This window comes from Enterobacter sp. T2 (assembly GCF_010692925.1).
Lineage (GTDB): Bacteria > Pseudomonadota > Gammaproteobacteria > Enterobacterales > Enterobacteriaceae > Enterobacter > Enterobacter kobei.
The window spans coordinates 3,849,166-3,875,807 of the sequence record NZ_CP048736.1; the positions used below are offsets into that span (position 1 = coordinate 3,849,166).

A 26,642-nucleotide genomic window follows, 5' to 3' on the forward strand; every position below is an offset into this window, starting at 1 on the left:
TTACGAGGCGTTATCCAGGGGGATTAAGCGAGTTGCAGCGCGTTGCACGCTTTCTGGATAACGCCTCGGGAAACGGGATAAAGACGAAAAAAAACCGGCGCTAAATAGCACCGGTTGTGTCACGCTTTACCGCATCAGATAGCGACGGGCGCTTTGATGCCAGGGTGCGGGTCGTAGCCCTCAATCTCAAAATCATCGAAGCGGTAGTCAAAGATTGACGCCGGTTTGCGCTTGATGATGAGCTTCGGCAGCGCGCGCGGTTCGCGGGTCAGCTGGAGATGGGTCTGCTCCATATGGTTGCTGTAGAGATGGGTGTCCCCACCGGTCCAGACAAAATCCCCCACTTCCAGGTCACACTGCTGCGCCATCATATGGACTAACAGCGCATAGCTGGCAATGTTAAACGGCAGGCCGAGGAACACGTCACAGGAACGCTGGTAGAGCTGGCAGGAGAGCTTTCCGTCAGCGACGTAGAACTGGAAGAACGCGTGGCACGGTGCCAGCGCCATTTTGTCCAGCTCGCCCACGTTCCAGGCGGAAACAATGATTCGGCGCGAGTCCGGATCGTTTTTCAGCTGGTTCATCACGGTGGTGATCTGGTCAATATGGCGGCCATCAGGCGTTGGCCATGCGCGCCACTGCTTGCCGTAAACCGGGCCCAGGTTGCCGTTTTCATCTGCCCATTCGTCCCAGATGGAGACGTTGTTTTCGTGCAGATACGCAACGTTTGGTATCGCCTTGCAAGAACCAGAGCAGTTCATGAATGATCGAGCGCAGATGGCAGCGCTTGGTCGTCACCAGAGGGAAGCCTTCCTGTAAATTGAAGCGCATCTGGTGGCCAAAAATGGAGAGCGTACCGGTGCCGGTACGGTCGTTTTTTCGGCGTGCCCTCATCGAGCACTTTTTTCATCAATTCAAGATACTGTTTCATGGTTCCTCAGGAAAGTTGTTGCTGTGGACGACGACGATACGCCCAAATCATCATAATGGCACCCGCGACCAATCATCGGAAATGGAGAGGATCTGCCCCATGCTGATGTACTGTACCCATTCACCGGTGAACTGTGCATCCGGCTGGCGGAAAGAACTCAACAATGATGCGGAACGCGCCGTAGCCAATCAGGAACAGGCCGGAGACAGACCCCATCGGGCGCGGTTTGCGAATAAACAGGTTCAGGATGATGAACAGCACGACGCCTTCCAGCGCCAGCTCATAAAGCTGGGACATATGACGCGGCAGCACGCCGTAGGTATCGAAAATGGATTGCCACTCTGGATGCGACGGCAGCAACGCCATGTCTTCTGCACGCGAGCCGGGGAAACAGCATGGTGAAAGAGACGCTCGGGTCAACACGCCCCCACAGCTCACCGTTGATAAAGTTGCCCAGACGGCCAGCCCCAGCCCAAATGGGATCAGTGGTGCGATAAAATCTGATACCTGGAAGAAGTTGCGTTTGGTGCGTTTGGCAAAAATCACCATCACCAGGATCACCCCAATCAGGCCGCCGTGGAAGGACATGCCGCCGTCCCAGACGCGGAACAGGTAGAGGGATCGTTCAGGAATACCGGGAGGTTATAGAACAGCACATACCCAATACGGCCACCGAGGAACACGCCGAGGAAGCCCGCGTACAGCAGGTTTTCCACTTCGTTTTTGGTCCAGCCGCTGCCAGGACGGCTGGCGCGACGACCAGCAAGCACATGGCAAAAATGAAGCCCACCAAGTACATCAAACCGTACCAGTGAAGCGAAACAGGTCCTAATGAGAAAATGACCGGATCAAATTCCGGAAATGCAGATAACCACTGTTCATCTGTCACCACAAGATGTTGTTATTCCGCTGAAAGTGGACAGCGGTAGAAATGCGATTCTGCCTTAAGCAGAGGCTCCAAAGTTGCGAATCATAGCATAAGGCGGGCGTGGAGGATGCGCCAGAGATGTAAAAGATGTGTATAGGGTTTTTATCCGCACTGGTGCCCTCTCACCACAGGGAGAGGGAGTAAGAGGATTAGCGGCCGCCGCGAATCAGGCCACCCATACCGCGTCGTTCCATAAACGCCGCCACCTGGTGCCGTACCTCCGCGGACAGCTGCGCTTCAAGACTGCGCTCAGCCAGCTCGCGAGCATCACTGATGTCGATATGTCGCAACAAATACTTCACGCGTGCGACGGCACGGCCGTTCATCGACAGGTGGCGATAGCCCAGACCAATCAGGATCGCGACGCACATTGAATCCCCGGCCATTTCGCCGCACAGGCGTAAATCAATGCCGTACTGCTCCGCCTCACGGGCAATCATCGCTAACGCGCGAATGATCGCCGGATGCAGACTGTCGTAGATACTGGCGACGCGGGTGTTGTTACGATCGACGGCCAGAATATATTGCGTCAGGTCGTTCGTACCGACAGAGATAAAATCAACGCGGTTAGCCAGCTGCGGCAACATAAAGACCATCGACGGCACTTCGAGCATGACACCGATCCGTGGTTTAGGGATCGCATAGCCAATCATCTCTTCCACTTCCCGGCCAGCACGTTCAATCAGGCGCCGCGCTTCGTCGATCTCATCAATACTGGTCACCATCGGCAGTAAGATGCTGAGATTCCCCGTCGCCGCGTTGGCGCGCAGCATGGCGCGCACCTGAATCAGAAAGATCTCCGGCTGATCGAGCGTAATACGGATCCCGCGCCAGCCCAGGCATGGGTTCTCTTCGCTGATCGGCATATACGGCAGCTGTTTATCCGCCCCGACGTCCAGGGTACGCAGGGTGACGGGCTTATCGTTAAACATCTGCAACATGCCCTGATACTGCGCCACCTGCTCCTCTTCGGAGGGGAAACCACTTTGCAACATGAACGGGATTTCAGTGCGGTATAAACCGATGCCGTCGATGCGGCTGCCAAGCTTCTCCTCGTGCTCCGGGCTTAAGCCCGCGTTGAGCATGACTTTGATCCGCTCGCCGCTTTTGAGTTGCGCAGGCAGGTTAACGTCATCTTCCGCCAGCTTGCTTAATTCATTCTCTTCGCTGATGAGACGCTGATATTCCTGAAGCAGAACCGGCTCAGGATCGACCAGCAGTTCACCGCGGTAACCATCAACCACCAGCGTGCGTCGGTGCAGTACCGACGGCTGGATATCCGCCCCCATAACGGTAGGAATACCCAGCGCACGTACCATAATGGCGGCATGTGAGTTGGCGGCACCATCGCGCACCACGACGCCGGCCAGCCGGTCCTGAGGCAGTTCAGCCAGCGTGGTTGCCGAGAGTTCATCGGCAACCAGGACAAACCGTTTTGGCCAGGCATTTGGCCCTTGAATGGTGTCATCCAGATGGAACAGCAGACGTTGGCCCAGCGCGCGTAAATTCTCCGGCGCGCTCCTTCAGATAACCGTCAGTTAATACTGCAAACTGTTCAGCAAACTTTTCGATAACCTTTTTAACGGCCCATTCTGCTACCGAACCTTTATCCACCTCGGCAAAAAGCTCACGACGCAAACGCGCGTCTGAGAGCAGGTGCGAATAGAGGTCAAAGATAGCCGCCGTCTCTTTTTGCGCACCCGCCGCAAAGCGTTTGCTGTAGCGACGAAATTCATTCGCCGCCTCTTCCAGGGCTGCGGTAAGACGCTCGCGCTCCAGCGCTTCATCAAGCGTGGAGGCTTCGTACACCTGCTCCATTAACGGCAGCGTGGCGTCCATCCAGCCTTCAGCAATCGCCACGCCTGGCGAGGCCGGAAGAGCACGGATACGCGTATGACGATACTGACCAAAAAGCGCAGCAAGCTGAGACTGTGAGAGGATCGCCGCCATCTGTGTGGCAAGCGTAACGAGGAATGACTCTTCGCTTTCATCGTACTGACGCAACTCACGCTGCTGGACGACCAGAACGCCGAGCAGCTGACGACGCTGGATAATTGGCACACCAAGGAAAGCGCGGAAGCGCTCTTCTTTTACGGAAGGAATGTATTTAAAACTGGGGTGTTTTTGCGCATCGGCAAGGTTGATGGGTTCCGCCAGCCGTCCAACCAGACCGACAATCCCTTCATCGAATGCGAGCGTTACGGTTCGTCCCCGTGGTTTTTTCAAACCACGGGTCGCCATCAGGTAATAGCAGCGCCGATCGTGGTCGGCCAGATACACCGAACAGACCTCGGTCTCCATCGCAAGACAGATGTCAGTAACCAGAATATTCAACGCCTCGTTCAGACGCGGAGCACTGGCCACCTTCTCGACTATTTCTCGCAAGCGGGTGAGCATGATTTGCGTAGCTTAACCTCTTTTACGTCGCCAGGCAGGTGCGCTTTGCGGCTTAGGCGGGATCTCCTGAAGCTGCATAACCACACTTGCAAACTCTTTCATCACCCTACGGTAAACATCGCGTTTAAATGACACGACCTGACGAACAGGATACCAATAGCTTACCCAGCGCCAGCCATCGAACTCCGGCGTACTGCTGGTTTGCATATTGATGTCTGAATCGTTGCCCACCAACTGCAGAAGAAACCACTTCTGTTTCTGGCCGATACAAACCGGCTTTGTGTCCAACGCACCAAACGTTTCGGTAACTTGTAACGCAACCAGTTGCGGGTCGACGCCAGGATGCGAACATCTTTACGGCTTAAACCGACCTCTTCAAAAAGCTCCCGGTACATCGCTTGTTCTGGGGACTCTCCCGGATTGATCCCACCTTGCGGGAACTGCCAGGAGTGCTGACCATATCGCCTTGCCCACATGACCTGGCCCTGACGATTACAAATTACTATTCCTACGTTCGGGCGGTAGCCATCGTCATCAATCACCGGACTACCCCAATCTAAACCTTATATATGAATGATTGTTTCACACTACAGGGAGGCGGTAAACCACTCTCTTACAGGCCTGCAACCTAATAACATTTGAATAACTCACAAATAAGGGCAGAGTTATAAACAGAAGTGCAGCTGCGAAGGGAATTTTATTCACCTTTTCTGTGGATATAGTTGTGAAGAAGTGTCTGATTACCCATGAACAACCTGAATCACCGTCAGGCTCCCTCTTTTAATGAAATTATATAAAATTATTATTTTCATGCAGTTAAGTACGAAACCATCAACAAAAAAGAGAATAGCGTGACGATCATCACACCTGGGATCATCGTGCTGATGAAAGATCGAACAGCGTCGGTTTTATCCACAGATTGTGCCAATAAGTTAAACACAATTTGTCTGAAATTTGGATTTTCGTCGCACGTCAAGGCTGTAAATTGAAACAGTAGTCAGGGTTATGCCCAGTTATCCCACTTTTCTGTGGATAACATGGTGTAAGATCCTGTTTATTGTCAGTGACCAGATTTGAACAACCCATTTTACGTTTCAGATCTGGTGCTAAATTTTCGATAAAAAAAACCTATAAATCATAGACATGGAATATTGGTACAGAAAAAGTTAAACTCTATCCACAAGGGACAATTTCTTCGTTTATTTTTTAATCAAAAGGTTACCTTCATGCATCCGCTTACCCCCTTGCTCACACCGCCGTCAAGCGAGCGTCAGTTGCTGCAGCAGGCTCAGCGTCTGGCGGGTTTCTCGCTGGGCGAACTGGCGGCGATGGCAGGGCTTCCGATCCCGAAGGATCTGAAACGAGATAAAGGCTGGATCGGCATGCTGCTGGAACTGTGGCTGGGTGCCAGCGCCGGGAGCAAACCAGAGCAAGATTTTGCCGCCCTTGGCGTAGAGTTAAAAACCATTCCCATCGACAGCCAGGGCAAGCCTCTGGAGACGACGTTTGTCTGCGTTGCGCCTTTGACCGGTAACACCGGCGTGACGTGGGAGACCAGCCACGTGCGCCATAAGCTGAAGCGCGTGCTGTGGGTTCCGGTTGAAGGTGAACGTCAGATCCCACTGGCTGAGCGTCGCGTTGGCGCGCCGCTGCTCTGGAGCCCGGATGAAGAGGAAGAGCATCAGCTGCGTCTGGACTGGGAAGAGCTGATGGACATGATCGTGCTCGGGCAGGTGGAGCGCATCACCGCCCGACACGGAGAAGTGTTACAGCTGCGCCCAAAGGCGGCTAACAGCAAAGCGCTGACCGAGGCGATCGGCGCAATGGGCGAGCCGATACTGACGTTGCCGCGCGGTTTTTATCTCAAAAAGAATTTCACCGGCGCACTGCTTGCTCGTCATTTCTTACTAAAAACATAGTTTTTTACTTATTTTGCGAGCTAACAAACATAATCGCCTGGTTTTTAAGATTTTACTGCTTCTCCCTGTTTTCATAACGGGTTAATACTACACTATGATTTGATACGAGCCAGATGAGGACGATAACGATGAAAAAATGGGCGGTGTTAATTTCAGCAGTCGGGTTGGCGTTTGCTGTATCGGGCTGTAGCAGCGATTACGTTATGGCGACAAAAGATGGCCGGATGATCCTGACCGACGGCAAACCCGAAGTCGACGACGATACCGGTCTGGTCAGCTACCACGACCAGGCAGGCAATAAAATGCAGATCAATCGCGACGAAGTTTCGCAAATTATTGAGCGATAACAGTCAGAGGTCAGTAGCGTACTGGCCTATTTGATTTTTTTCTTCCCCTTTTGCTTCCCCTCTGCCATGTTTATATTCCTTTGTCGGGAGGTTCCTGACGCGGTCTACATGTCTATTGAAGGAAGCCGGCTATGCATTATCACCGTATCCCCCACAGCGCTCTGGAGATAAGTCAACTGGGGTTGGGCACGATGACATTTGGTGAACAAAACAGCGAAGCCGATGCCCATGCACAACTCGATTATGCCGTCAGCCAGGGCATTAACCTGATTGATGTCGCAGAGATGTACCCTGTGCCGCCACGCCCTGAAACCCAGGGACTTACCGAAACCTACGTCGGTAACTGGCTGGCAAAACGCGGCAACCGTGAAAAGCTGGTTATCGCCTCGAAAGTCAGCGGCCCCTCGCGCAATAACGATGCCGGGATCCGCCCAAACCAAATCCTCGATCGCAAAAATATCCGCGCCGCGCTGGATGCCAGCCTGAAGCGCCTGCAAACCGACTATCTTGATCTGTACCAGGTCCACTGGCCACAGCGTCCAACCAATTGTTTCGGTAAGCTCGGCTACAGCTGGAATGAGAGTGCTCCCGCCGTTACGCTGCTAGAAACGCTGGAAGCGCTGACCGAATGCCAGCGCGCGGGGAAAATCCGCTATATTGGCGTGTCTAACGAAACGGCCTTTGGCGTGATGCGCTATCTGCACCTGGCGGATAAACACGATCTGCCGCGCATCGTCACCATTCAAAACCCCTACAGCCTGCTTAACCGCAGCTACGAAGTTGGCCTGGCGGAAGTGACACAATATGAAGAGGTGGAACTGCTCGCCTATTCCTGCCTCGGTTTTGGCACGCTGACGGGGAAATACCTGAACGGCGCAAAACCGGCCGGGGCGCGTAATACCCTCTTTAGCCGCTTTACCCGCTACAGCGGCGAGCAGACACAGAAAGCCGTTGCGGCCTATGTGGATATCGCAAAGCGTCACGGTCTTGACCCCGCACAGATGGCGCTGGCCTTCGTGCGCCGTCAGCCGTTTGTGGCCAGTACTCTGCTGGGGGCTACCACTCTGGAACAGCTGAAAACCAATATTGAGAGTTTCCATCTGGACCTGAGTGAAGAGGTGTTAGCGGAGATTGAAGCGGTGCATCAGGTTTATACGTATCCTGCACCGTAATAAATGCAAAACGGCAACGCACGTTGCCGTTTTTAGTGTTCGCCCCCTCTCCCGTGGGAGAGGGCCGGGGTGAGGGCATCAGACCGCATAAATCAACGGCGACGTTGCCAAAGCCATAATGCGGCAATCGCCAGCGCAAACAGCGCACCAAACCCGACGCCAATTCCCACCACTGGCACGCCGACTTTCACCGCCAGCGAGTAGAGCCCGAGCATTAACAGCATCGCCAGGTTTTCACCCAGATTTTGCACCGCAATGGCATTTCCCGCCCCAACAGTCTGCTTGCCGCGCTCCTGCAGTAACGCGTTGAGCGGTACCACGAAGAAACCACCCAGAATACCAATCAGGATCAGCAGAACATAAGCAGGCAATAACGCATGCTGTAGCGAGAAAAGGAGCACCACGACGCCAATCAGGATCCCCGCAGGCATGCAGCGTGCCACCGTTTCGAGCGTCACCAGCTTCGCCGCCGCGCCCGCACCAACAACAATACCAATCGCCACCATCGCGTTAAGATAGGTCGGCGTCGCATTGTCGGTAATGCCCAGCGCCACCGGCACCCACAGCACCAGCAGGAAGCGCAGCGTGACGCCTGCACCCCAGAACATACTGGTGCCCATCAGAGAGAAACGTGTTTCACCGTTACGCCACAGCACGCGGCAGGCATTAAAGAAACTGCCGGTCATCGGTTTGAAGCGCCAGGATTGTCCCGGACGGGCTACCGGCAGCTTCGGAATGAACAGGTTAGCCACGACCGCACCGCCATACACCACCGCACAAACGCCCAGCGCCGCCAGGACATGCCAGTCGGCCAGTACACCGCCCGCGACGGAGCCGAGCAGGATAGCGGCGATAGTAGACGACTCCATCAGGCCGTTGGCTTTCACCAGCTTATCACCCGTGGTCAGCTCTCCGAGGATGCCATATTTCGCCGGTGAGTAGGCGGCAGCACCAATGCCCACCAGCGTGTAGCCAATAAACGGATTGAAACCAAAGCAAATGCTGGCGGCCCCCATCAGCTTCAGACCGTTAGCAAACATCATCACCCGGCCTTTCGGGAAACTGTCCGCCACCTGCCCCACAAACGGCGCGAAGATAATGTAAGCGCCCACAAACACCATCTGCAGGATCGGCTGGCTCCAGTCAGGGTAAAACTCGGCCTTCAGCAGCGCCAGGGTGGCAAACAACAGCGCGTTATCGCCGAACGCAGAGAGAAACTGCGCGGCAATCACTGCCATCATGCCTTTTGACCTAAGCGATGTGTTAGTGTGCACTGACTCACGCATTTTGCTGTTCCGCCTCTTCAACCATGCCTTTCAGGGTCACAAAGTCAGGCTTACCGCTACCCAGTACCGGAAGGTGTTTCAGGTAACGAATATCGCGCGGTACCGCCAGCTCGGGAATGCCATGCTCACGCGCATGGCTAAGTAACCTGTCGCGCTTCAGCTCACTGTCGGTGGTAAACAGGACCAGCGCCTCGCCTTTGCTGGCATCACTCTTCACCACGGTCGCGTGCATCTTATCCGCGGACACCGCCGTCGCCAGCTGTTCAACCATCTCCAGAGAGACCATTTCACCGGCGATTTTGGCGAAGCGTTTTGCACGCCCCTGAATCTGCACAAAGCCCTGCTCGTCGAAGCGAACGATATCACTGGTGTCGTACCAGCCGGTTTCGACCTCACCGTTCACGTTTTCCGCCGTTGGCGCTTCCAGCACGCCCGGGTTTTCCACGCGCAGGTAACCGTTCATCACGTTTGGTCCTTTCAGCTGCAGGCGGCCACCGTCCTCAATGCCCGGTACCGCCAGCAGACGCGCATCCATTCCCGGCAGAATTCGGCCAACCGTACCCGGCTTCGCCGCCATCGGCACGTTGATGGAGACGACGGGTGCGCACTCCGTAACGCCATAGCCTTCAAGAATGCGCAGGCCAAACTTGTCCTGCCAGATCTGACGCGTGCTCTCCTGCAGTTTTTCCGCCCCCGCCACCACATAACGCACACGATAGAAATCATATGGATTAGCGAAACGCGCATAGTTACCCAGGAAGGTTGAGGTCCCAAACAGGACGGTGCAGTTACGGTCATACACCAGCTCCGGCACAATGCGGTAATGCAGCGGGCTGGGATAGAGGAACACTTCTGCGCCGGTCAGCAGCGGCGTAAACAGGCCCACCGTCAGACCAAAGGAGTGGAACAGCGGCAGCGCAGACATAAAACGGTCACTGGCGGTAAAGTCAGCAATGCTTTTGATCTGTTCAACGTTCGCGAGAATACTCTTGTGGCTGTGGACGACGCCTTTCGGGTTGCCTTCCGAACCGGAGGTAAAGAGGATAATCGCGTCATCTTCCGGCTGCTGTTTAACCTGTGCCAGATGGGGCATCAGCAGGTGAGCGAAAATCCACAGCTTGTCGCCCGTCGTCACGTCCGCCTTCAGATCTTCCAGGAAGACCCAGCGAACCTGAGTCAGTTGCTCCGGCAGATGCCACAGCTTGCCTTTATCCAGGAACTGGCGAGAGGTAAAAACGGTGTTGATTTGGGCCGCAGTGATGGCACTGGTCAGCCCTTTTACACCCGCCGTGTAGTTCATCATTGCCGGAATACGGCCGCGGGACACCGCACCAAAAATCACCGCTGCGCTGATGCCCGCGTTAGGCAGCATCAGGCCAATCTTTTCACCCTTCTTACTGTATTTTTCAAGAATGCGGCCCACAAACAGGGTCTTGGTCAGCAGTTTGCGATATGTGTCAGGCGTGAAATTGATGTCTTCAATACAGTTTTTCCTGGCACCATAGCGATACTGTGCCGAAAGCAGAGATTCATACAGCGTTTCGCGCGGACGAACGGCCATTCGCGCTTCCATCATAATCTGGTGCAGCATTTCTCCGGCAATTTTACGGCGATCGCGGGCACGCGGTGCATCGGGCATCGGTAACGACGTTGGCGGCAGAATATGCAGGGTAATTTTTGGGAACAGACGCTGCTTCACCAGCCCTTTCAGGCGGCTGAAGTGGCTCAGCTCTGCGCCTTCGATACGCAGTGGCACCACGGTCGCTTTTGACTTCGCCGCGACAAATCCCGCGCCGTCATAGATTTTCATTAGCGAGCCGGTCACGGAAATGCGCCCTTCCGGGAAAATGACCACCGGACGCCCCTGCTCAACCAGACGTACCAGATGTTTAATCATCATCGGTTTGGTGGGGTCGAGCGGCACGAAGTCAATCAGCGGCGTGAGCCAGCGCATATACCACTGCTGGCTGATGGAGGTATACACCGCAAACACCGGACGCACGGGCAAAAACAGCGCCAGCAGGATGCCATCGATAAAGGAAACATGATTTGGTGTGATGAGAACGCGTTCGCCGCGAAGCGCCTGGGCATCGCCAGTGACGCGGATGCGAAAAAGAATACGGAAAAGTGTACGGAAGAACCCAAATAGCATCTCAACTCCCTTTGCCAGACAGTGTGGAGGGTTGACAGTAAATGGTGGCAGATTACACGAGAAGTGGTATGGGAGCGACAGCAAAAGTGGAGGCAAAAAAAAACCTGCGCATCCGCGCAGGTTGGTGCAAGAGATGAGTACGAAAACGTACTAAGAATTCTCACCAATCAATACCTCTGGGATCTTGATTGTGGCCGTTGCCCCTGCGCTTCGCCAGCAGGAAAACGCAAGGGAATGAGCCGAAGTGCAACCAGGTGTGAATATTCTCTTTTGCTGTTACAGGTTGAACTATCAGGCAAAAAAAAACCTGCGTAAAAACGCAGGCTGGTGTAAGTCGTGTTAATCAACCGGAGTTGATTCCACCTATCAATACCTCTGGGATCTCGACTCTATCAACCTCTTTAACGTCATCGCCACCGGACAATCGCAACAGCCTGAGGCAAAGTGTAACCAAAGGTTCAGATTCACCGTCTTCTGACATGACTGCGCGTGTAACGATTACACGATCAGGGGTGTTCTGCGTCACGTTTGTAGTGAGGGGAAATCGGTGCCCCTTGAATGCACGCCACTTTTCCGCAACACTATTTGGTGTGTAAACGCTTACCCCTAATAAGAAGGTTATAAATGGCGACAATAAAGGATGTGGCTCGTCTGGCCGGTGTTTCGGTTGCCACCGTCTCCCGCGTGATTAATGATTCCCCTAAAGCCAGCGACGCATCACGCCAGGCGGTACAAAGCGCCATGGAAACCCTGAACTACCACCCCAACGCCAATGCTCGCGCGCTCGCCCAGCAGTCCACTGAAACCATTGGTCTGGTGGTGGGTGATGTCTCCGACCCCTTTTTCGGCGCCATGGTGAAGGCGGTTGAACAGGTCTCTTATCAGACGGGTAACTTTTTACTGATCGGCAATGGCTATCATAATGAGCAAAAAGAGCGCCAGGCGATCGAACAGCTGATCCGCCACCGCTGCGCAGCGCTGGTGGTTCACGCCAAAATGATCCCGGATGCCGAACTGATCCACCTGATGAAGCAGATGCCCGGCATGGTCATCATCAACCGCATTATTCCTGGATTTGAAAAACGCTGCGTGGCTCTCGACGACCGCTACGGCGCCTGGCTTGCGACCCGTCATCTGATTCAACAGGGACATACGCGGATTGGCTATCTTTGTTCCAACCACCCTATTTCTGACGCAGAAGATCGTCTTCAGGGCTACTACGATGCCCTGCGCGAAAACGGTCTGCCCTGTAATGACCGTCTGGTGGCCTATGGTGAACCGGATGAGAGCGGTGGCGAACAGGCTATGACGGAACTGCTGGGCCGCGGACGGAACTTCACGGCAGTGGCCAGCTATAACGACTCGATGGCCGCTGGCGCAATGGGGGTATTGAATGATAACGGAATTGAGGTCCCGGCAGAAATCTCGCTGATTGGCTTTGATGATGTGCTGGTCTCTCGCTATGTGCGCCCGCGCCTGACCACCGTGCGTTACCCTATCATCACGATGGCCACACAGGCTGCCGAGCTGGCGTTAGCACTGGCCGAGCAACGCCAGCCACCGGAAATTACCCATCTCTTCAGCCCAACCTTAGTGCGCCGTCACTCCGTTGCGTCGCCTGCTGAAGCGCAAAGCGAATAACGGTACAGATGTACCGTTTTATCGGGATACTCCAGCCCATCGCCAATGTACTGCCAGCCGTAACGTTCATAGAAGTCACGGCAGGCAGACCAGAGATGGAGTTCGTCGTATCCGGCCTGTGCGGCAAAGGCGATAACGTGTTGCTGTAACTTACCTGCCAGTCCCTTACCGCGCGCCGCCTCATCAACGTAGAGCGCCGCCAGCCACGGACAGAGATCCTGTCGGGTAATCAAATCGCAGCGCCAGAGGCCCACCGTGCCGAGAAGCTGTTGGTCTTCTAAAGCGATAAACGTCAACGGCAGTGCCCCCGGCGCCTGGCTGTGCTCAACGATGCTGTGGAAAAATGCCCGTGGGAGCCCCTCGCCAAACGCCTGCCATATCCAGTCGGTAACCTGCTCCGCATACTGCGGGGCTTCATAAAGCGGGAGGATGACACTCTTTTTCACGTTTCACCTGGGTGTTCTTATTAATGGGCTAGCCTGACGCCTCCAGCCCGGTCTGTCGATTATTTTACCAGAGTCAGACTATTACGTTTTACTTCTGAGGGGCCAGGCGAATCGTTACCAAAAAGCGTGATCGTGGCAGAAGTTTTGCCCTTCCCGCATCGCTTATACGCCGTCAGGTCTGTGTTAAACTGCAGGGCATTACGTGGAAGCAGGAATGTAGAATGGCAACAATGCTGGATGTCTCACTGCGTGCGGGCGTGTCGAAGGCTACCGTCTCGCGCGTGCTGAACGGCACGGGTCAGGTTAAAGAGAGTACGCGTCAGCAGGTCTTTGCTGCGATGGAAGAGCTGGGCTACCGCCCCAACTTTCTCGCGCGCTCACTGGCTAACCAGACCAGCAACAGCATTGGTCTGGTCGTCTCCACCTTCGACGGCTTTTATTTTGGGCGCCTTCTGCAGCAGGCGTCGCGGCAGACCGAAACCCACGGCAAACAGCTGATCGTCACCGACGGTCACGACGCGCCGGAACAGGAAGAACAGGCAGTGCAAATGCTGGCCGATCGTCAGTGTGATGCCATCGTGCTTTACACGCGCTATATGAGCGAAAAGGCGATCATCAAACTGATGAATACCGTGCAAACGCCGCTGGTGGTCATCAACCGTGAAGTCAGTCAGGCTCCGGATCGCTGCGTGTTCTTCGAACAGCAGGATGCCGCATTTAAGGCGGTGGATTACCTGATCAATCAGGGCCATCGGGAGATCGCCTGTATTACCGTCCCGATCCACACGCCCACGGGTAAAGCGCGGCTGATGGGCTATCGCAAAGCGCTGGAAAAGCACGGTATTCGCCTGGACGAGCGTCGAATTAAGTACGGTGATGCCGGAATGACGAGAGGCTATGAGCTGTGCAAGGAGCTGATTGCCGACGGCGTGCCGTTTAGCGCCCTGTTTGCCTGTAACGATGATATGGCACTGGGTGCGTCCAAAGCATTGCACCAGGCAGGACTCAAGATCCCGCAGGATATCTCCCTGTTCGGTTTTGACGATGCCCCAAGCGCGAAGTGGCTGGAGCCTGCGCTTTCATCGGTTTATCTGCCAATAGATAACATGATTATTACGGCCATCGATCAGGCGATCCGGCTGGCAAAAAACCAGCCGGTCGATGCGATCCCACCGTTTACCGGCACGCTGGTATTACGCGATTCGGTCACCACCGGGCCGTACTTTACTCAGATGAGTTCTAAAGCCAGCAGTTCCTGAATGGTCTGACGACGACGGATCAACTGCGCTTTGCCGTTATCAAACAGTACTTCCGGCAGCAGCGGGCGGCTGTTGTAGTTCGAGGACATCGACGCCCCGTACGCCCCGGTGTCGTGCAGCACCAGGTAATCGCCCGGCTTCACCTCTGGCAGCGCGCGGGTTTCCACTTTTCCACCTTCCTGCTGAGTGAATACGTCCCCCGATTCACACAGCGGGCCTGCGACAACCGTCTCGCGGCGCGGCGCATGCGTTAAATCGCGGCCATCAGCGGCCAGCGCGGTAATGTGATGATAGCTGCCGTACATCGATGGACGCATCAGGTCGTTAAAGCCCGCGTCAATCAATACGAAGTGGCGGGAACCCATCTCTTTGACGCTGCGGACCTGCGCCACCAGCACACCGGCTTCGGCCACCAGGAAACGACCCGGCTCAATTTCCAGCTTCACGGCATGACCGAGATGGGCGGCGATTTGGTCACGCGCGGCGCTCCACAGGCCGTAATAGTGATCGGTGTCGATCGCCTCCTCTCCTTCGCGGTAAGGAATGGAAAGCCCGCCCCCGGCGGAGATCGCCTCAAGATCCTGGCCCAAATCGACAACCTGGCGCACCATCGCTCCGCAAACCTGCTCCAGATGGCCGTAATCCACGCCAGAGCCAATGTGCATGTGAATACCCACCAGCTTCAGGTTGTAACGCTGCAACACGTCAAGCGCGGCTGGCATGTCGGCATACCAGATGCCGTGCTTGCTGTTTTCGCCGCCGGTGTTCGTTTTTTGGCTATGACCGTGACCGAAACCCGGATTCACACGCAGCCAGACGCGATGACCTGGTGAAACCTGACCCAGCTGCTCCAGCATATCCACCGAACCGGCATTCACCGGCACCTGTAGTTCATGCACGCGCGCCAGCGTGGCGTCGTCAATCAGATCCGCAGTAAATACAATCGCGTCTGGATCGGTTTTCGGATCAAATCCGGCCGCCAGCGCACGTTCGATTTCACCCAGCGAGACAGAGTCAACCTTGACCCCCTGCTCACGCATCAGGCGCAGGATGTGAATATTGGAGCAGGCCTTCTGGGCAAAACGCACCACGTCAAACTGATGCAGGGCCGCGATCTTCTCGCGAACGATCTGCGCGTCGTAGACCCATACCGGGCAACCAAACTCGGCGGGCAGGCGCAGCAGATTTTCGGCATTTAAATCGGTATCAGTTTGATTGAGCGGGCGTGGCATGGTCTTCTCCGGATAAATTCATTTTTCATGATTACGCCACAGCGGAAGGAGAATAAAAAATATCGTTTTATCGTGAGTCTATGCAAAAATGATATGGACAGTTCTCTGCTTTCAGGTGCCCTATGCCCGCTGTGAATTTACGCCATATAGAGATTTTTCACGCTGTGATGACCACCGGCAATCTCACCGAAGCCGCGCAGATGCTGCATACGTCGCAGCCGACGGTCAGCCGCGAGCTGGCGCGCTTCGAAAAGGTACTGGAACTGAAACTGTTCGAGCGCACCCGGGGCAGACTTCACCCAACGGTGCAGGGGTTGCGCCTGTTTGAGGAAGTCCAGCGCTCCTGGTACGGGCTGGACAAAATTGTCAGTGCGGCGGAAAGTCTGCGCGAGTTTCGTCAGGGCGAGCTGTCGATTGTCTGTCTTCCGGTTTTCTCTCAGTCTTTTTTACCGACCCTGCTTCAGCCTTTTCTGGCCCGCTATCCGGAGGTCAATCTCACCATCGTGCCGCAGGAGTCCCCCCTGCTTGAAGAGTGGCTTTCAGCACAGCGTCATGATTTGGGCCTGACCGAAACGCTCTCCACGCCTGCGGGAACGGCACGCACGGAGTTACTTTCTTTAGATGAAGTGTGCGTTTTGCCCGCCGGGCACCGGCTCGCCGGTAAGACAGTGATTGCACCAGAGGATTTCCACGGGGAGAACTATATTAGCCTGTCGCAAACCGACAGCTACCGGCAGCTGCTGGATACGCTTTTTGCTGAGCATCAGGTGAAACGGCGGATGGTAGTGGAAACGCACAGCGCGGCGTCAATATGTGCAATGGTGCGGGCTGGCGTCGGCGTCGCGGTCGTTAACCCGCTCACGGCGCTGGATTATGCCGGGAGCGATATCGTGATTCGCCCGTTTAGCCTATCCGTTCCGTTCACCGTGAGCCTGATCCGCCCGCTACACCGTCCGGCCTCCGCGCTGGTGGACACATTCACCGAACACTTAATGGAGCACGCCCGCCAGGTGGCGCTTCGCTTACCTGAACGGCAAAACCCATTATGAGAGCATAAACTCCACGGCATCGGCGGCGTGAATGGCGGCGGTATCAAAGACCGGGACCGGGCTTCGCTCTGCAGGCACCAGCAGGCCGATCTCCGTGCAGCCGAAGATCACCCCTTCAGCCCCCTGCTGCGCCAGCTTTTCAATCACGCTGACGTAATACGCCCGGGAAGGCTCGCTGAAGGTACCCAGGCACAGTTCTTCGAAGATAATCTGATTGAGGCGCGCCCGGTCTTTCTCATCCGGTATCAGGCTTTCGATGCCGAATTCGCTGTGCAAACGCCCGCGATAGAAATCCTGCTCCATGGTGTAGCGCGTGCCAAGCAATGCCACGCGCGACATCCCCGACGAGCGAATCGCACGTCCTGTGGCATCGGCGATGTGCAGGAATGGCAGCGAACAGCGTGCTTCAATGTGCGATGCAACTTTGTGCATCGTATTGGTACACAGCAGAATGCCCTGCGCCCCCGCACGCTCCAGCCCCAGCGCGGCATCCGCCAGTATTTCACCGGCTTTATCCCACTCTCCGCTCGACTGACAGGCTTCAATTTCATGGAAATCAACGCTGTGCAGCAGCAGACTCGCAGAATGCAGTCCGCCCAGACGCTGCTTTACCCCTTCGTTAATCAGGCGGTAATAAGGGATTGTCGATTCCCAGCTCATCCCACCTATCAGGCCGATCGTTTTCATTATCTCTCCTTATCTCTGGTATCTCTTTTAACACAACCGACGCCCATAAAAAAAGGCGCTGTATTCAGCGCCTTTTTAAACCCTGCGTTTATTGTGTCAACGGCTCTGACAGCGGATGACGGGAGAGCATCGCTTCACGCAGCAACACGCTACCGCAGGCAAAGAGCCCGCCCAGGAGTGCCGCCAGAATTACAATCAGAGGTTTGCCTGGACCGTCTTTTTTCACCGGCAAAGACGGAGAAAGCTGATACCTGAAGGGTTCAAGCTTAACGTCTGCAAAGGAGAGATTTTTCAGCTGCGCCAGATAGTATTCCCGGTTCTGGAAGTCCGCGTTCAGCTCCGTCACATCTTTGAGATTTTTTTCAATCTGCAGCTTTTGCGCGATTCCGTCAGCACCGAGCGCAACGGAGTAATCCGGGTCATCTTTTACCGCCTGCCCGCTGCTGTAGACTGGCTTCTTAATGCCCGCAGCATTTGCCACTTCCAGCGAATAATTCAGCCGCTGCAGGTTAGTATTGTGAATATTGGTCAGACGCACACGGTCGAGCTTAAGCTGCTGCTCTACCTCATTCGTCCTGAGGGCGATCTGGTTACGGATATTTTGCACCGTCTCTTTTTCAACAACCGCCGCGATATAATTGATATACCCCTCCAGTACGGTTTGCGCATCACTGGCTTTCGGTGCCGTGAAGCTCAGAGTCCAGGAGACATAAGGCACTTTATCCGCATCTTTTACCTGTGCGTCATTCACCGCTTTCATTCTTTCCGCAATATTGACGACCGCACGGTGCAGTTCAAGCGCGTCAACCTCAACCTCTTCAAGCTGTGACATGACGTAAGGGGAAGAGGTCAAATACTCTTTGAGCAATGACTGCGACTGGAATTTTTTGATAAACAGGTCAAAGATTTCCGAACGTGTCACCTGCGCCTTCACGTCAAGAACCTGCAGCGCAACCATCATCTGGCGCAGCGGGTTCCACTGCGTCTGCTCTGCCGGGGTGATCACCGCTTTACTGGTCCATTTTTGCGGCAACAGAAACGCAATAGCCAGGCCTGCCAGCGCAAAGATAAAGACGATGGTGACGATGCGTTTTTTCGCGGCCAGCAGAACATCTAACAGACCCAGAAGGTCGATCTCTTTTGGAGAGATTGCGGGGGTAGCATATGAAGGAAAATCGAGATCCGTATTTTTTTTGAAATCCATTGCTGACATAGCCGTTCTTCTATTGCGATTGCAGTAAAGTTCTGCCTGGTGAGTTCAGTTTTCAGATAATACTAGGAAATGAGAATAATCTGAACGCAAGAATCGGCTATGTGTGCGCTTGCTATCAAAGTTGGTAGTTATTTACAACATGGCTCTTGTTAAACATCGATCTAGAAAAAAGCCGGGTGGCACTAGCGCTTACCCGGCGTACATTTTGCCCACGCAGGCCCAGTAAACGTAGGGCCCCCGGTATTCACATTACACGCCGATATTACGCAGTTTTTCCCCGGCCATCAGTTTGCGTTCAATATGTTCCAGCGTCACACCTTTGGTTTCCGGAATCAGCCAGAAGGTCACGCCAATAAACGCCACGTTCAGCACCGTGTAGAGCCAGAAGGTTCCCGCAGCGCCAATGGCATCCAGCAGCGTCAGGAAGGTCGCACCAATGATCATGTTCGACACCCAGTTGGTGGTGGTGGAACAGGTGATCCCAAAGTCACGGCATTTGAGCGGCTGAATTTCGGAGCACAGGATCCACACCACTGGTGCGGCGCTCATCGCGTAACCGGCAATACACATCATGGTCATCCCGACAGAAAGCCAGGAAAGACCGCTTGAGGCCGTGCCGTTATCAAACTGCATCAGGCAGTAGCCGAGGATCAGCGTACCGAGAGCCATCACGCTAAAGCCAATTTTCAGCGCCGGTTTACGCCCGGCTTTATCGACGGTGAATACCGCAATAAAGGTGGCGAACATAAAGGTGAGCCCCACCACCAGCGTGGCAATCATCTGCTGCTCAGTGGTGGTAAAACCGGCCATTTTGAAGATGCGTGGCGCGTAGTACATGATGATGTTCATCCCGGTGAACTGCTGCATCGCCTGCAGCAACATGCCGAGGAACACCGCGCGGCGCACGTTGCGGTTGATCTTAAACAGCGCCCAGCCCCCCTGTTTCAGCTTCAGGCTTTCGCGGATTTCGTTCAGCTCTTCACGCGCTTTTTCAGAAGTATCGCGCAGCATCCGCAGCACCTCTTCCGCCTCGACGTGACGCCCTTTTTGCGCCAGCCAGCGCGGGCTATTGGGCAGGAAGATCACTAATACAATCAGCACCACCGCAGGCAACGCCAGCACGCCGAGCATGGCGCGCCAGTTGCCGCTGTAGCTGAAGTACGTATCGGACAGGAACGCCAGCACGATGCCCAGCGTCACCATCAGCTGATACATACTGATCATCTTGCCGCGCACATTCTCACTTGCCATCTCAGAGAGATAAAGCGGTGCCGTGTAGGAGGCGATCCCCACTGCCACGCCGAGCAGCACGCGGGAAAGCAGCAGCACCTCTACGTTGGTCGCAAATGCAGAGCCAATTGACCCCGCAACAAACAGGACGGCGCCGACCATCAGGCTGTATTTGCGCCCGAGGCGGAACGAAAGCCAGCCGTTAAACAGCGCACCGATAGCCGCACCAAGCATCATGCTGCTCACCACCCACTCCTGCAGGCGATTACTCAACGTAAAATGATCGGTAATAAACGGCAGCGCCCCGGCGATGACGCCGATATCCAGGCCGAACAGCAAACCCGCTACAGCTGCCGCAATGGAGACAAACTGGTTCATGCGTCGGGTATCGCGCAGCGCAGCGGGCATCAGGGTAGAGTCATTGATAGATGTCATATTTTTCCTGCCTCAACAGCAAAATTTGTTAAGTGAAATTACGAGAAAGCGCGGAAAAGTGTCAGGCTGGAATTCGCGAAGATATGGATGATTTCGCTATGGCATAGCGATCTGTGATGGACATTACAATTTCAACTAATCCTGAATAATCACATTATTTTACTAATCCATTAATTTTTCAGGAATAAAAGTGTGATTGCGGTCATTTATCATTTTTCAGTATGGATTTTTCGTGTTTATCGATATGGATTTTGACAATTTTTATGCAAAAAAAACCTCCGCTGAAGCGCAGAGGTTTTGTGCCATAGGCAGGGTTATCGTGCCAGCCAGCCGCCATCCACCGCAATGGTATAACCATTGATGTAGTCCGAGGCTGGGGAGGCCAGAAACACAACCGGCCCCATCAGGTCACTCGGCAGACCCCAGCGCCCAGCCGGGATACGCTCCAGAATGGCCGCACTGCGTTCTTCGTCCGCACGCAGCTGCTGGGTGTTATTGGTGGCCATGTAGCCCGGGGCAATCGCGTTGACGTTGATATTGTGCTGCGCCCACTCGTTCGCCAGCAGACGGGTCACGCCCATCACCGCGCTTTTTGACGCCGTATAAGACGGCACGCGGATGCCGCCCTGGAAGGAGAGCATCGAGGCGATGTTAATGATCTTGCCGCCTTTTCCCTGCACGATGAAGTGCTTTGCCGCCGCCTGAGACATAAAGAATACGCTCTTAATATTCAGGTTCATGACGTCGTCCCAGTCAGTCTCGCTGAAATTAATCGCGTCTTCACGACGGATCAGACCCGCGTTGTTGACCAGAATATCAATATGGCCCCATTCCGCCACCGCGCGCTCAAGCAGTTGCGGAATGCCGTCAATTTTACGCAGGTCGGCGGTCAGGCTGAGAAAACGACGCCCCAGCGCAGTCACGCGCTCAATCGTTTCTGTGGGTTCAACGATATTAATCCCGACGATGTCACAACCCGCTTCCGCCAGACCTAACGCCATCCCCTGACCCAGGCCGGTGTCGCAACCGGAAACCACCGCCACTTTGCCCTGCAGAGAAAATGCATCCAGAATCATGTTAGTTCCTTACTCTTCAGCGCCTGTCACCAACAGGCAGATTGATACTTAACTGCCCGCGACTAGCGCAGATCCTTAACAGCAACGTGGTCCATGTCATCGAAGACCTGGTTTTCGCCGACCATACCCCAGATGAAGGTATAGGCTTTGGTCCCTACGCCAGAGTGAATAGACCAGCTTGGTGAAATCACCGCCTGCTCGTTATGCATGACGATATGGCGCGTCTCCTGCGGCTGCCCCATCATGTGGAACACGCAGGCATCGTCGTCCATGTTGAAGTAGAAGTAGACTTCCATGCGGCGTTCATGGGTATGGCACGGCATGGTATTCCACAGGTTGCCCGGAGCCAGTTCAGTCAGCCCCATGCTGAGCTGGCAGGTTTCCAGCACATCCGGAACGAAATATTTATTGATGGTGCGACGGTTACTGGTGAGGTTATCGCCCAGCGTTACGGGCGCTGCGTCCTCAGGCGTCACTTTTTTGGTCGGGTATGAGGTATGCGCAGGGGCGCAGTTGTAGTAAAACTTCGCGGGCTTACCGCCGTCGATGCTGGCAAAGACCACCTCTTTCGCCCCTTTACCGACGTACAGCGCATCGCGGTGACCAATCTCGAAGCACTGGCCGTCTACGGTAATCGTGCCCGGCCCGCCGATATTAATCACCCCCAGCTCACGACGCTCCAGAAAATAGCTCACGCCCAGCTGTTTACCCACTTCCCCGCCCACGGAGACGGTTTTTGCCACCGGCATAATGCCGCCGACAATAATGCGGTCGATATGGCTGTAGACCATGGTGTACTTGTCGGCCTCGAACACCTGCTCAACTAAAAACTCACTGCGCAGCCCCTGCGTATCCAGCGTTTTGGCGTGCGCACTGTGAATGCTTTGTCTGACGTCCACGGTAACCTCCAGATGTGGTCATGCCCAAAAGAAAAAAATAAACGAAACAACGTTCCGTTTTCATGATGAACACATACTATCGGCATAAAATAGGCTTTTCAATTAAATTCAAAACAACGTTTCATTTTTTATTTTGTTTATAACGAAAATGACACCCGGATCACGGTTAAGAGGTATGGGAATGAAGGGAGGATAAAAAAAACCTCCCGGAGGAGGTTTCATTAATCAGGAAAGATTAGCGTTCGATGGCCAGCGCCACCCCTTGCCCGCCGCCTATACAGAGGGTTGCTATCCCTTTGCGGGCATTGCGTTTTTTCATTTCGTGGACCAGCGAAACCAGGATCCGGCAACCGGACGCCCCGATGGGGTGCCCCAGCGCAATGGCCCCACCGTTTACGTTGACCCGCAACGGATCCCACTCCAGCATTTTGCCGACCGAGATCGCCTGCGCGGCAAACGCTTCGTTCACTTCAATCAGATCCACATCGGAGAGTTGCCACCCTGCGCGATCCAGACAGCGACGGGTAGCGTAGACGGGTGCGATCCCCATCAGTGCCGGATCAACCCCCACGCTGGCAAACGCCTTGATGCGGGCCAGGACAGGGAGATCCAATTCAAGGGCTTTGCTTTCACTCATCATCATAACGGCTGCGGCGCCGTCGTTAATGGAGGAGGCATTGCCCGCCGTGACCGAGCCTTGCGTTTCAAATGCAGGATTGAGTCTTGCAAGGCCTTCAGCACTGGCGTCAGTGCGCGGCTGTTCGTCAGTATCCACGACAACCATCTCGCCGTTCTGACGCTGCGTGCTGACCGGGACAATCTCGTCGCGAAAACGACCAGAATCAATCGCAGCACGCGCCTTTTGCTGGGAACTGAGCGCGTAAGCATCCTGCAATTCACGGCTGATACCGTACTCGCGCGCCAGGTTTTCCGCCGTCACGCCCATATGATAGTCATTGAACGCATCCCACAGCCCGTCATGCACCAGGCTGTCGAGCAACTGACTGTTACCTAACTGCGCGCCGGTACGACTGTCGGTGAGAACGTGCGGCGCACGGCTCATATTCTCTTGTCCGCCAGCAATAACCACATCCGCTTCACCGCATTGAATGGCTTGCGTAGCGAGATGAAGCGCTTTGAGTCCTGAACCACAGACGTCGTTGATGGTGATGGCGGATACGGTGTTGGGCAGACCGCCTTTCAGGGCCGCCTGGCGCGCAGGGTTTTGCCCGGCTCCGGCAGTGAGAACCTGCCCCAGGATCACCTCATCAATTTCATGTGCGGCGACCCCGCTACGTTCCACCAGCGCTTTGACCACCACGCTGCCCAGGTCAACCGCCGAGTGACGCGCGAGCGCTCCCTGAAAACAGCCGATAGCTGTACGCAACGCACCCACTATGACGACATCTTTCATCACGACCTCTGTGTTAAATGACATGACGATAGTAGAGGATTGTTACTGGCAATTATCTTAATTGTTTAAAAATAGTGAGTTTAATCACAAGGATTAACGGACATCCTGCAGATACTGCCGCAGCCAGCTTCCGGCAACGCCGGGAGGGGATCGTTTATTCCACAGCAGATCGATGCCGATCGCCCTTGGCCAGCCAGGCACATTGAGCTGAACCAGGGATTTCGCGGCGGCAAATTCATCCACCAGCGCGCACGGCAACACGCACCAGCCGAATCCCTGCACTGCCATACTCAAGAGTAACAGGTAATTCGGTGCTGACCAGACGGGCCCTCGCGCAATTTCAGCCTCGCGTTCCAGATAGGTGCTAAGCCGCAGTTCGCGCCAGCCGTGCAGCTCGTCACTCTGCACTTCGGGTTGGCCCGCCAGGGGATGCGTAGTCGCAACATAAATTGCCATACGGGTCTGCATCGGCAGGCGGGTAACGCCAATGTCGGTGGGGTAACTGTCCCGCGCTTCCGTCAGCCCCACCTGCGCTCGCCCCTTTTGCAGCAGATCGATCACATCCTCTTCCTCGCCAATCAGACATTCGAACGCCGTATGGGGAAAGCGTGCGTCAAACTGCTTCATCATCTCTTCCAGCACGTCCGGGTTCAGGGTATCGGAAAGGACAAATGTCAGACGCGCCTCCGTTTGTGCCGTTAGCGACACCGCTAGTTGATCCAGCCGCGTGCTGGCGGCAAGGATGGCCTGCACATAACCCAGCACCTGTTCACCCTGAGCCGTTAACACCGGCTGACGCGCCGAGCGGTCAAACAGCTCAAAACCGAGATCGGCTTCAAGATGGGCAATGGAGGTGCTGATCGTCGACTGACTCTTACGCAACCGGCGTGCGGCAGCAGAGAACGAGCCAGCCGCAACGGCCTCAACAAACGCGGTAAGGGCTTCAGGTGAATAGCGCATGACCTATCTACTTTATCGATGGATACCATCTTTAATATATCAGCTTTAACGATAAAAATAGGCCGCATCACGCCCATACCGGCGAATTAATGAGGTCTACACTATGCAACATCAGGATGCACTCCACCGTAAACTGCCGGAGCGGATCTTCCATGCTGTCTGTTTCGAAGGGATTGCCACGGCGATCCTCGCCCCTACGGCCGCGTGGCTCATGCAGCGCTCCGTAGTGGAAATGGGGGGATTGACCGTTATTCTGGCCACTACCGCCATGCTCTGGAACATTATTTATAACTTCGGTTTCGACCGTTTCTGGCCAGTCCAGCGGGTAACACGCACGGCAAAAGTGCGTGCGCTGCACGCCCTGGGGTTCGAATGTGGGTTTATTGTGATTGGCGTGTCGATTGTCGCTGCCGTGCTGGGCGTCACCTTGCTTCAGGCATTCACACTGGAAATAGGTTTCTTCCTGTTCTTCCTGCCCTACACCATGTTCTATAACTGGGCATACGATAACCTGCGTGAGAAATTCCTTAAGCGTCGCCAGCAACGACGCGCCCTGGCAGGCTAAATGCTCTCTGGCCGGACGCCTGTTCCGGCCAAACGCCAACGAAGCAACTGCGCTCTACGAGCATAACTATGGTAAATTGCACGCCATTCTGATGGTTTGATAGTTGAAACGTTGCTCTAATGTCGAAAATTTGGTCAAAAGATGAGACTCTCTGGAGTTTCGCTCTCTATGGCACGGCCGTGGGCGCAGGAACGCTGTTCTTGCCCATTCAGCTGGGCTCTGCAGGCGCTATTGTTCTGTTTATTACCGCCCTTGTGGCCTACCCGTTAACCTACTGGCCGCATCGCGCGCTGGCGCAATTTATTCTCTCTTCAAAAACAAAAGGCAATGAAGGGATCACCGGCGCCGTCTCGCACTATTACGGCAAGAAGATTGGCAATCTGATCACCACACTCTATTTCATCGCCTTCTTTGTTGTGGTGCAGATTTACGCGGTGGCCATCACCAACTCGTTAACCGAGCAACTGGCAAAGCACCTGACGGTGGATACCGCCGTGCGCGTGCTGGTCAGTTTAGGTGTGGTGCTGGTGCTGAATCTGATCTTCCTGATGGGACGGCATATCACGATAAAGGTGATGGGCTTCCTGGTATTCCCGCTGATTGCCTACTTCCTGTTTGTCTCGATCTACCTGACCGGGAGCTGGCAACCCTCGCTACTTACCAGCCAGATGGCCGTTGATCGCCATACGCTGCATCAGGTATGGATTTCCATTCCGGTGATGGTGTTTGCCTTCAGCCATACCCCGATTATCTCGACATTTGCCGTGGATCGTCGCGAGAAGTTTGCTGACGCCGCCATGGATAAATGCAAGAAGATCATGAAGGTGGCGTACCTGATTATCTGCCTGAGCGTGCTGTTCTTTGTCTTCAGCTGCCTGCTCTCGATTCCGCCGTCCTACATTGTGGCCGCCAAAGAGCAAGGGGTAACCATCCTGTCAGCACTGTCGATGATGCCCTCTTCTCCCGCATGGCTCGGCATTTCCGGGATAATCGTGGCGATTGTTGCGATGTCGAAATCGTTCCTCGGCACCTATTTTGGGGTCATTGAAGGGGCGACGGAGATCGTGAAGTCGTCGCTCAATCAGGTGGGTGTGAAAAAGAGCCGCGCCTTTAACCGCGCGATTTCCATTATGGGTGTGTCGTTAATTACCTTCGCGGTCTGCTGCATAAACCCGAACGCGATTTCGATGATTTACGCCATCAGCGGCCCGCTTATCGCCATGATTTTGTTTATCATGCCGACGCTGTCGACGTACTTGATCCCTTCGCTGAAGCCTTACCGCTCCCCTGGCAGCCTGCTGACGCTGATCGTCGGCGTGCTGTGCGTGTCGGTGATGTTTGTTGGCTAATGTTCCTGCCATACATTGTGCCGGGTAGCGCTGCGCTTACCCGGCCTACATTCCT

Annotated in this window: 19 protein-coding genes and 5 pseudogenes; 9 read left to right on the forward strand and 15 right to left on the reverse strand. The window is 54.8% G+C overall.

Annotation, left to right across the window (positions count from 1 at the left end; translation table 11 throughout):
* Positions 1–134: 134 nt before the first annotated feature.
* From thyA to rppH, 4 pseudogenes are all read right to left on the reverse strand, one after another.
* A pseudogene (gene thyA / locus G0034_RS18450) lies at positions 135–931 on the reverse strand (thymidylate synthase).
* Between the two features lie 120 nt (positions 932–1,051).
* Positions 1,052–1,730 (reverse strand): annotated as a pseudogene (gene lgt / locus G0034_RS18455) (prolipoprotein diacylglyceryl transferase).
* A 278-nt stretch (positions 1,731–2,008) separates the two neighbouring features.
* Positions 2,009–4,256 (reverse strand): annotated as a pseudogene (ptsP, locus tag G0034_RS18460) (phosphoenolpyruvate--protein phosphotransferase).
* A gap of 12 nt (positions 4,257–4,268) precedes the next feature.
* Positions 4,269–4,798, reverse strand: a pseudogene (rppH, locus tag G0034_RS18465) (RNA pyrophosphohydrolase).
* A gap of 463 nt (positions 4,799–5,261) precedes the next feature.
* On the opposite strand from rppH, the pseudogene G0034_RS23470 reads away from it, so the two are divergent.
* The 4 genes and pseudogenes from G0034_RS23470 to G0034_RS18480 form a co-directional block, all read left to right on the forward strand.
* A pseudogene (locus G0034_RS23470) lies at positions 5,262–5,327 on the forward strand (hypothetical protein); the annotation flags it as partial.
* Between the two features lie 155 nt (positions 5,328–5,482).
* Positions 5,483–6,175, forward strand: a complete 693-nt coding sequence (gene mutH / locus G0034_RS18470) for a DNA mismatch repair endonuclease MutH (RefSeq protein ID WP_014885084.1) — start codon at positions 5,483–5,485, stop codon at positions 6,173–6,175.
* Between the two features lie 128 nt (positions 6,176–6,303).
* Complete coding sequence (locus G0034_RS18475) at positions 6,304–6,522, forward strand: YgdI/YgdR family lipoprotein (RefSeq protein ID WP_014885085.1); 219 nt, start codon at positions 6,304–6,306, stop codon at positions 6,520–6,522.
* Positions 6,523–6,653: 131 nt separating this feature from the next.
* On the forward strand, positions 6,654–7,694 hold the full coding sequence (locus G0034_RS18480; protein WP_014885086.1) for an NADP(H)-dependent aldo-keto reductase: 1,041 nt from the start codon (positions 6,654–6,656) through the stop codon (positions 7,692–7,694).
* Positions 7,695–7,786: 92 nt separating this feature from the next.
* On the opposite strand, the gene lplT is transcribed toward G0034_RS18480, so the two are convergent.
* Together lplT and aas are read right to left on the reverse strand one after the other, a co-directional pair.
* Positions 7,787–8,980, reverse strand: a complete 1,194-nt coding sequence (lplT, locus tag G0034_RS18485; RefSeq protein WP_087530229.1) for a lysophospholipid transporter LplT — start codon at positions 8,978–8,980, stop codon at positions 7,787–7,789.
* Positions 8,973–11,132, reverse strand: coding sequence for a bifunctional acyl-ACP--phospholipid O-acyltransferase/long-chain-fatty-acid--ACP ligase (aas, locus tag G0034_RS18490; protein WP_179121180.1), 2,160 nt, complete (start codon positions 11,130–11,132; stop codon positions 8,973–8,975). Before aas ends, lplT begins: the two co-directional genes overlap by 8 nt.
* Before the next feature lie 624 nt (positions 11,133–11,756).
* Here aas and galR point away from each other — a divergent pair.
* Entirely contained in the window at positions 11,757–12,773 is a 1,017-nt protein-coding gene (galR, locus tag G0034_RS18495; protein ID WP_014885089.1) for an HTH-type transcriptional regulator GalR, read from the forward strand.
* On the opposite strand, the gene G0034_RS18500 is transcribed toward galR, so the two are convergent.
* The gene (locus tag G0034_RS18500; protein ID WP_014885090.1) at positions 12,734–13,219 is read right to left on the reverse strand and encodes a GNAT family N-acetyltransferase; all 486 of its coding nucleotides are present in this window, start codon (positions 13,217–13,219) and stop codon (positions 12,734–12,736) included. The genes galR and G0034_RS18500 overlap by 40 nt on opposite strands.
* Positions 13,220–13,440: 221 nt before the next feature.
* Between G0034_RS18500 and G0034_RS18505 the strand changes: the two genes are divergently transcribed.
* Entirely contained in the window at positions 13,441–14,478 is a 1,038-nt protein-coding gene (locus tag G0034_RS18505) for a LacI family DNA-binding transcriptional regulator (protein ID WP_014885091.1), read from the forward strand.
* On the opposite strand, the gene lysA is transcribed toward G0034_RS18505, so the two are convergent.
* Positions 14,448–15,710, reverse strand: coding sequence for a diaminopimelate decarboxylase (gene lysA / locus G0034_RS18510; protein WP_179121181.1), 1,263 nt, complete (start codon positions 15,708–15,710; stop codon positions 14,448–14,450). The two genes, G0034_RS18505 and lysA, sit on opposite strands and share 31 nt — an antisense overlap.
* Before the next feature lie 122 nt (positions 15,711–15,832).
* Here lysA and G0034_RS18515 point away from each other — a divergent pair, with 122 nt between their 5' ends.
* Positions 15,833–16,759 carry a LysR family transcriptional regulator gene (locus G0034_RS18515; RefSeq protein ID WP_179121182.1) on the forward strand — a complete coding sequence of 309 codons (927 nt, stop codon included), beginning with the start codon at positions 15,833–15,835 and terminating at the stop codon, positions 16,757–16,759.
* On the opposite strand, the gene G0034_RS18520 is transcribed toward G0034_RS18515, so the two are convergent.
* The 7 genes from G0034_RS18520 to G0034_RS18550 form a co-directional block, all read right to left on the reverse strand.
* On the reverse strand, positions 16,754–17,446 hold the full coding sequence (locus G0034_RS18520) for an aspartate/glutamate racemase (protein ID WP_014885094.1): 693 nt from the start codon (positions 17,444–17,446) through the stop codon (positions 16,754–16,756). The two genes, G0034_RS18515 and G0034_RS18520, sit on opposite strands and share 6 nt — an antisense overlap.
* Before the next feature lie 88 nt (positions 17,447–17,534).
* Positions 17,535–18,659, reverse strand: a complete 1,125-nt coding sequence (gene wzz(fepE) / locus G0034_RS18525) for an LPS O-antigen length regulator Wzz(fepE) (protein WP_023331226.1) — start codon at positions 18,657–18,659, stop codon at positions 17,535–17,537.
* A 249-nt stretch (positions 18,660–18,908) separates the two neighbouring features.
* The gene (araE, locus tag G0034_RS18530) at positions 18,909–20,324 is read right to left on the reverse strand and encodes an arabinose-proton symporter AraE (RefSeq protein WP_045134117.1); all 1,416 of its coding nucleotides are present in this window, start codon (positions 20,322–20,324) and stop codon (positions 18,909–18,911) included.
* A gap of 314 nt (positions 20,325–20,638) precedes the next feature.
* Entirely contained in the window at positions 20,639–21,400 is a 762-nt protein-coding gene (gene kduD / locus G0034_RS18535) for a 2-dehydro-3-deoxy-D-gluconate 5-dehydrogenase KduD (protein ID WP_088127254.1), read from the reverse strand.
* Positions 21,401–21,462: 62 nt separating this feature from the next.
* On the reverse strand, positions 21,463–22,299 hold the full coding sequence (kduI, locus tag G0034_RS18540; RefSeq protein ID WP_014885098.1) for a 5-dehydro-4-deoxy-D-glucuronate isomerase: 837 nt from the start codon (positions 22,297–22,299) through the stop codon (positions 21,463–21,465).
* 235 nt (positions 22,300–22,534) lie between these two features.
* Positions 22,535–23,713 (reverse strand): acetyl-CoA C-acetyltransferase, encoded by a 1,179-nt coding sequence (locus G0034_RS18545; RefSeq protein ID WP_088127255.1) that lies wholly within the window; start codon positions 23,711–23,713, stop codon positions 22,535–22,537.
* A gap of 93 nt (positions 23,714–23,806) precedes the next feature.
* Positions 23,807–24,673: a LysR family transcriptional regulator gene (locus tag G0034_RS18550; RefSeq protein WP_023331228.1), complete on the reverse strand. Its 867-nt coding sequence runs from the start codon at positions 24,671–24,673 to the stop codon at positions 23,807–23,809.
* 103 nt (positions 24,674–24,776) lie between these two features.
* Between G0034_RS18550 and G0034_RS18555 the strand changes: the two genes are divergently transcribed.
* The gene (locus tag G0034_RS18555; protein ID WP_023331229.1) at positions 24,777–25,238 is read left to right on the forward strand and encodes a multidrug/biocide efflux PACE transporter; all 462 of its coding nucleotides are present in this window, start codon (positions 24,777–24,779) and stop codon (positions 25,236–25,238) included.
* 119 nt (positions 25,239–25,357) lie between these two features.
* Positions 25,358–26,587: an amino acid permease gene (locus G0034_RS18560; protein ID WP_032635639.1), complete on the forward strand. Its 1,230-nt coding sequence runs from the start codon at positions 25,358–25,360 to the stop codon at positions 26,585–26,587.
* Positions 26,588–26,642: the final 55 nt, after the last annotated feature.

Excerpts from the sequence above, each read along its gene's own strand:
- mutH (WP_014885084.1), top strand. The coding sequence starts at position 5,483 with ATGCATCCGCTTACCCCCTTGCTCACACCGCCGTCAAGCGAGCGTCAG.
- G0034_RS18475 (WP_014885085.1), top strand. The coding sequence starts at position 6,304 with ATGAAAAAATGGGCGGTGTTAATTTCAGCAGTCGGGTTGGCGTTTGCT.
- G0034_RS18480 (WP_014885086.1), top strand. The coding sequence starts at position 6,654 with ATGCATTATCACCGTATCCCCCACAGCGCTCTGGAGATAAGTCAACTG.
- lplT (WP_087530229.1), bottom strand. The coding sequence starts at position 8,980 with ATGCGTGAGTCAGTGCACACTAACACATCGCTTAGGTCAAAAGGCATG.
- aas (WP_179121180.1), bottom strand. The coding sequence starts at position 11,132 with ATGCTATTTGGGTTCTTCCGTACACTTTTCCGTATTCTTTTTCGCATC.
- galR (WP_014885089.1), top strand. The coding sequence starts at position 11,757 with ATGGCGACAATAAAGGATGTGGCTCGTCTGGCCGGTGTTTCGGTTGCC.
- G0034_RS18505 (WP_014885091.1), top strand. The coding sequence starts at position 13,441 with ATGGCAACAATGCTGGATGTCTCACTGCGTGCGGGCGTGTCGAAGGCT.
- lysA (WP_179121181.1), bottom strand. The coding sequence starts at position 15,710 with ATGCCACGCCCGCTCAATCAAACTGATACCGATTTAAATGCCGAAAAT.
- G0034_RS18515 (WP_179121182.1), top strand. The coding sequence starts at position 15,833 with ATGCCCGCTGTGAATTTACGCCATATAGAGATTTTTCACGCTGTGATG.
- G0034_RS18520 (WP_014885094.1), bottom strand. The coding sequence starts at position 17,446 with ATGAAAACGATCGGCCTGATAGGTGGGATGAGCTGGGAATCGACAATC.
- araE (WP_045134117.1), bottom strand. The coding sequence starts at position 20,324 with ATGACATCTATCAATGACTCTACCCTGATGCCCGCTGCGCTGCGCGAT.
- kduD (WP_088127254.1), bottom strand. The coding sequence starts at position 21,400 with ATGATTCTGGATGCATTTTCTCTGCAGGGCAAAGTGGCGGTGGTTTCC.
- G0034_RS18545 (WP_088127255.1), bottom strand. The coding sequence starts at position 23,713 with ATGAAAGATGTCGTCATAGTGGGTGCGTTGCGTACAGCTATCGGCTGT.
- G0034_RS18550 (WP_023331228.1), bottom strand. The coding sequence starts at position 24,673 with ATGCGCTATTCACCTGAAGCCCTTACCGCGTTTGTTGAGGCCGTTGCG.
- G0034_RS18555 (WP_023331229.1), top strand. The coding sequence starts at position 24,777 with ATGCAACATCAGGATGCACTCCACCGTAAACTGCCGGAGCGGATCTTC.
- G0034_RS18560 (WP_032635639.1), top strand. The coding sequence starts at position 25,358 with ATGTCGAAAATTTGGTCAAAAGATGAGACTCTCTGGAGTTTCGCTCTC.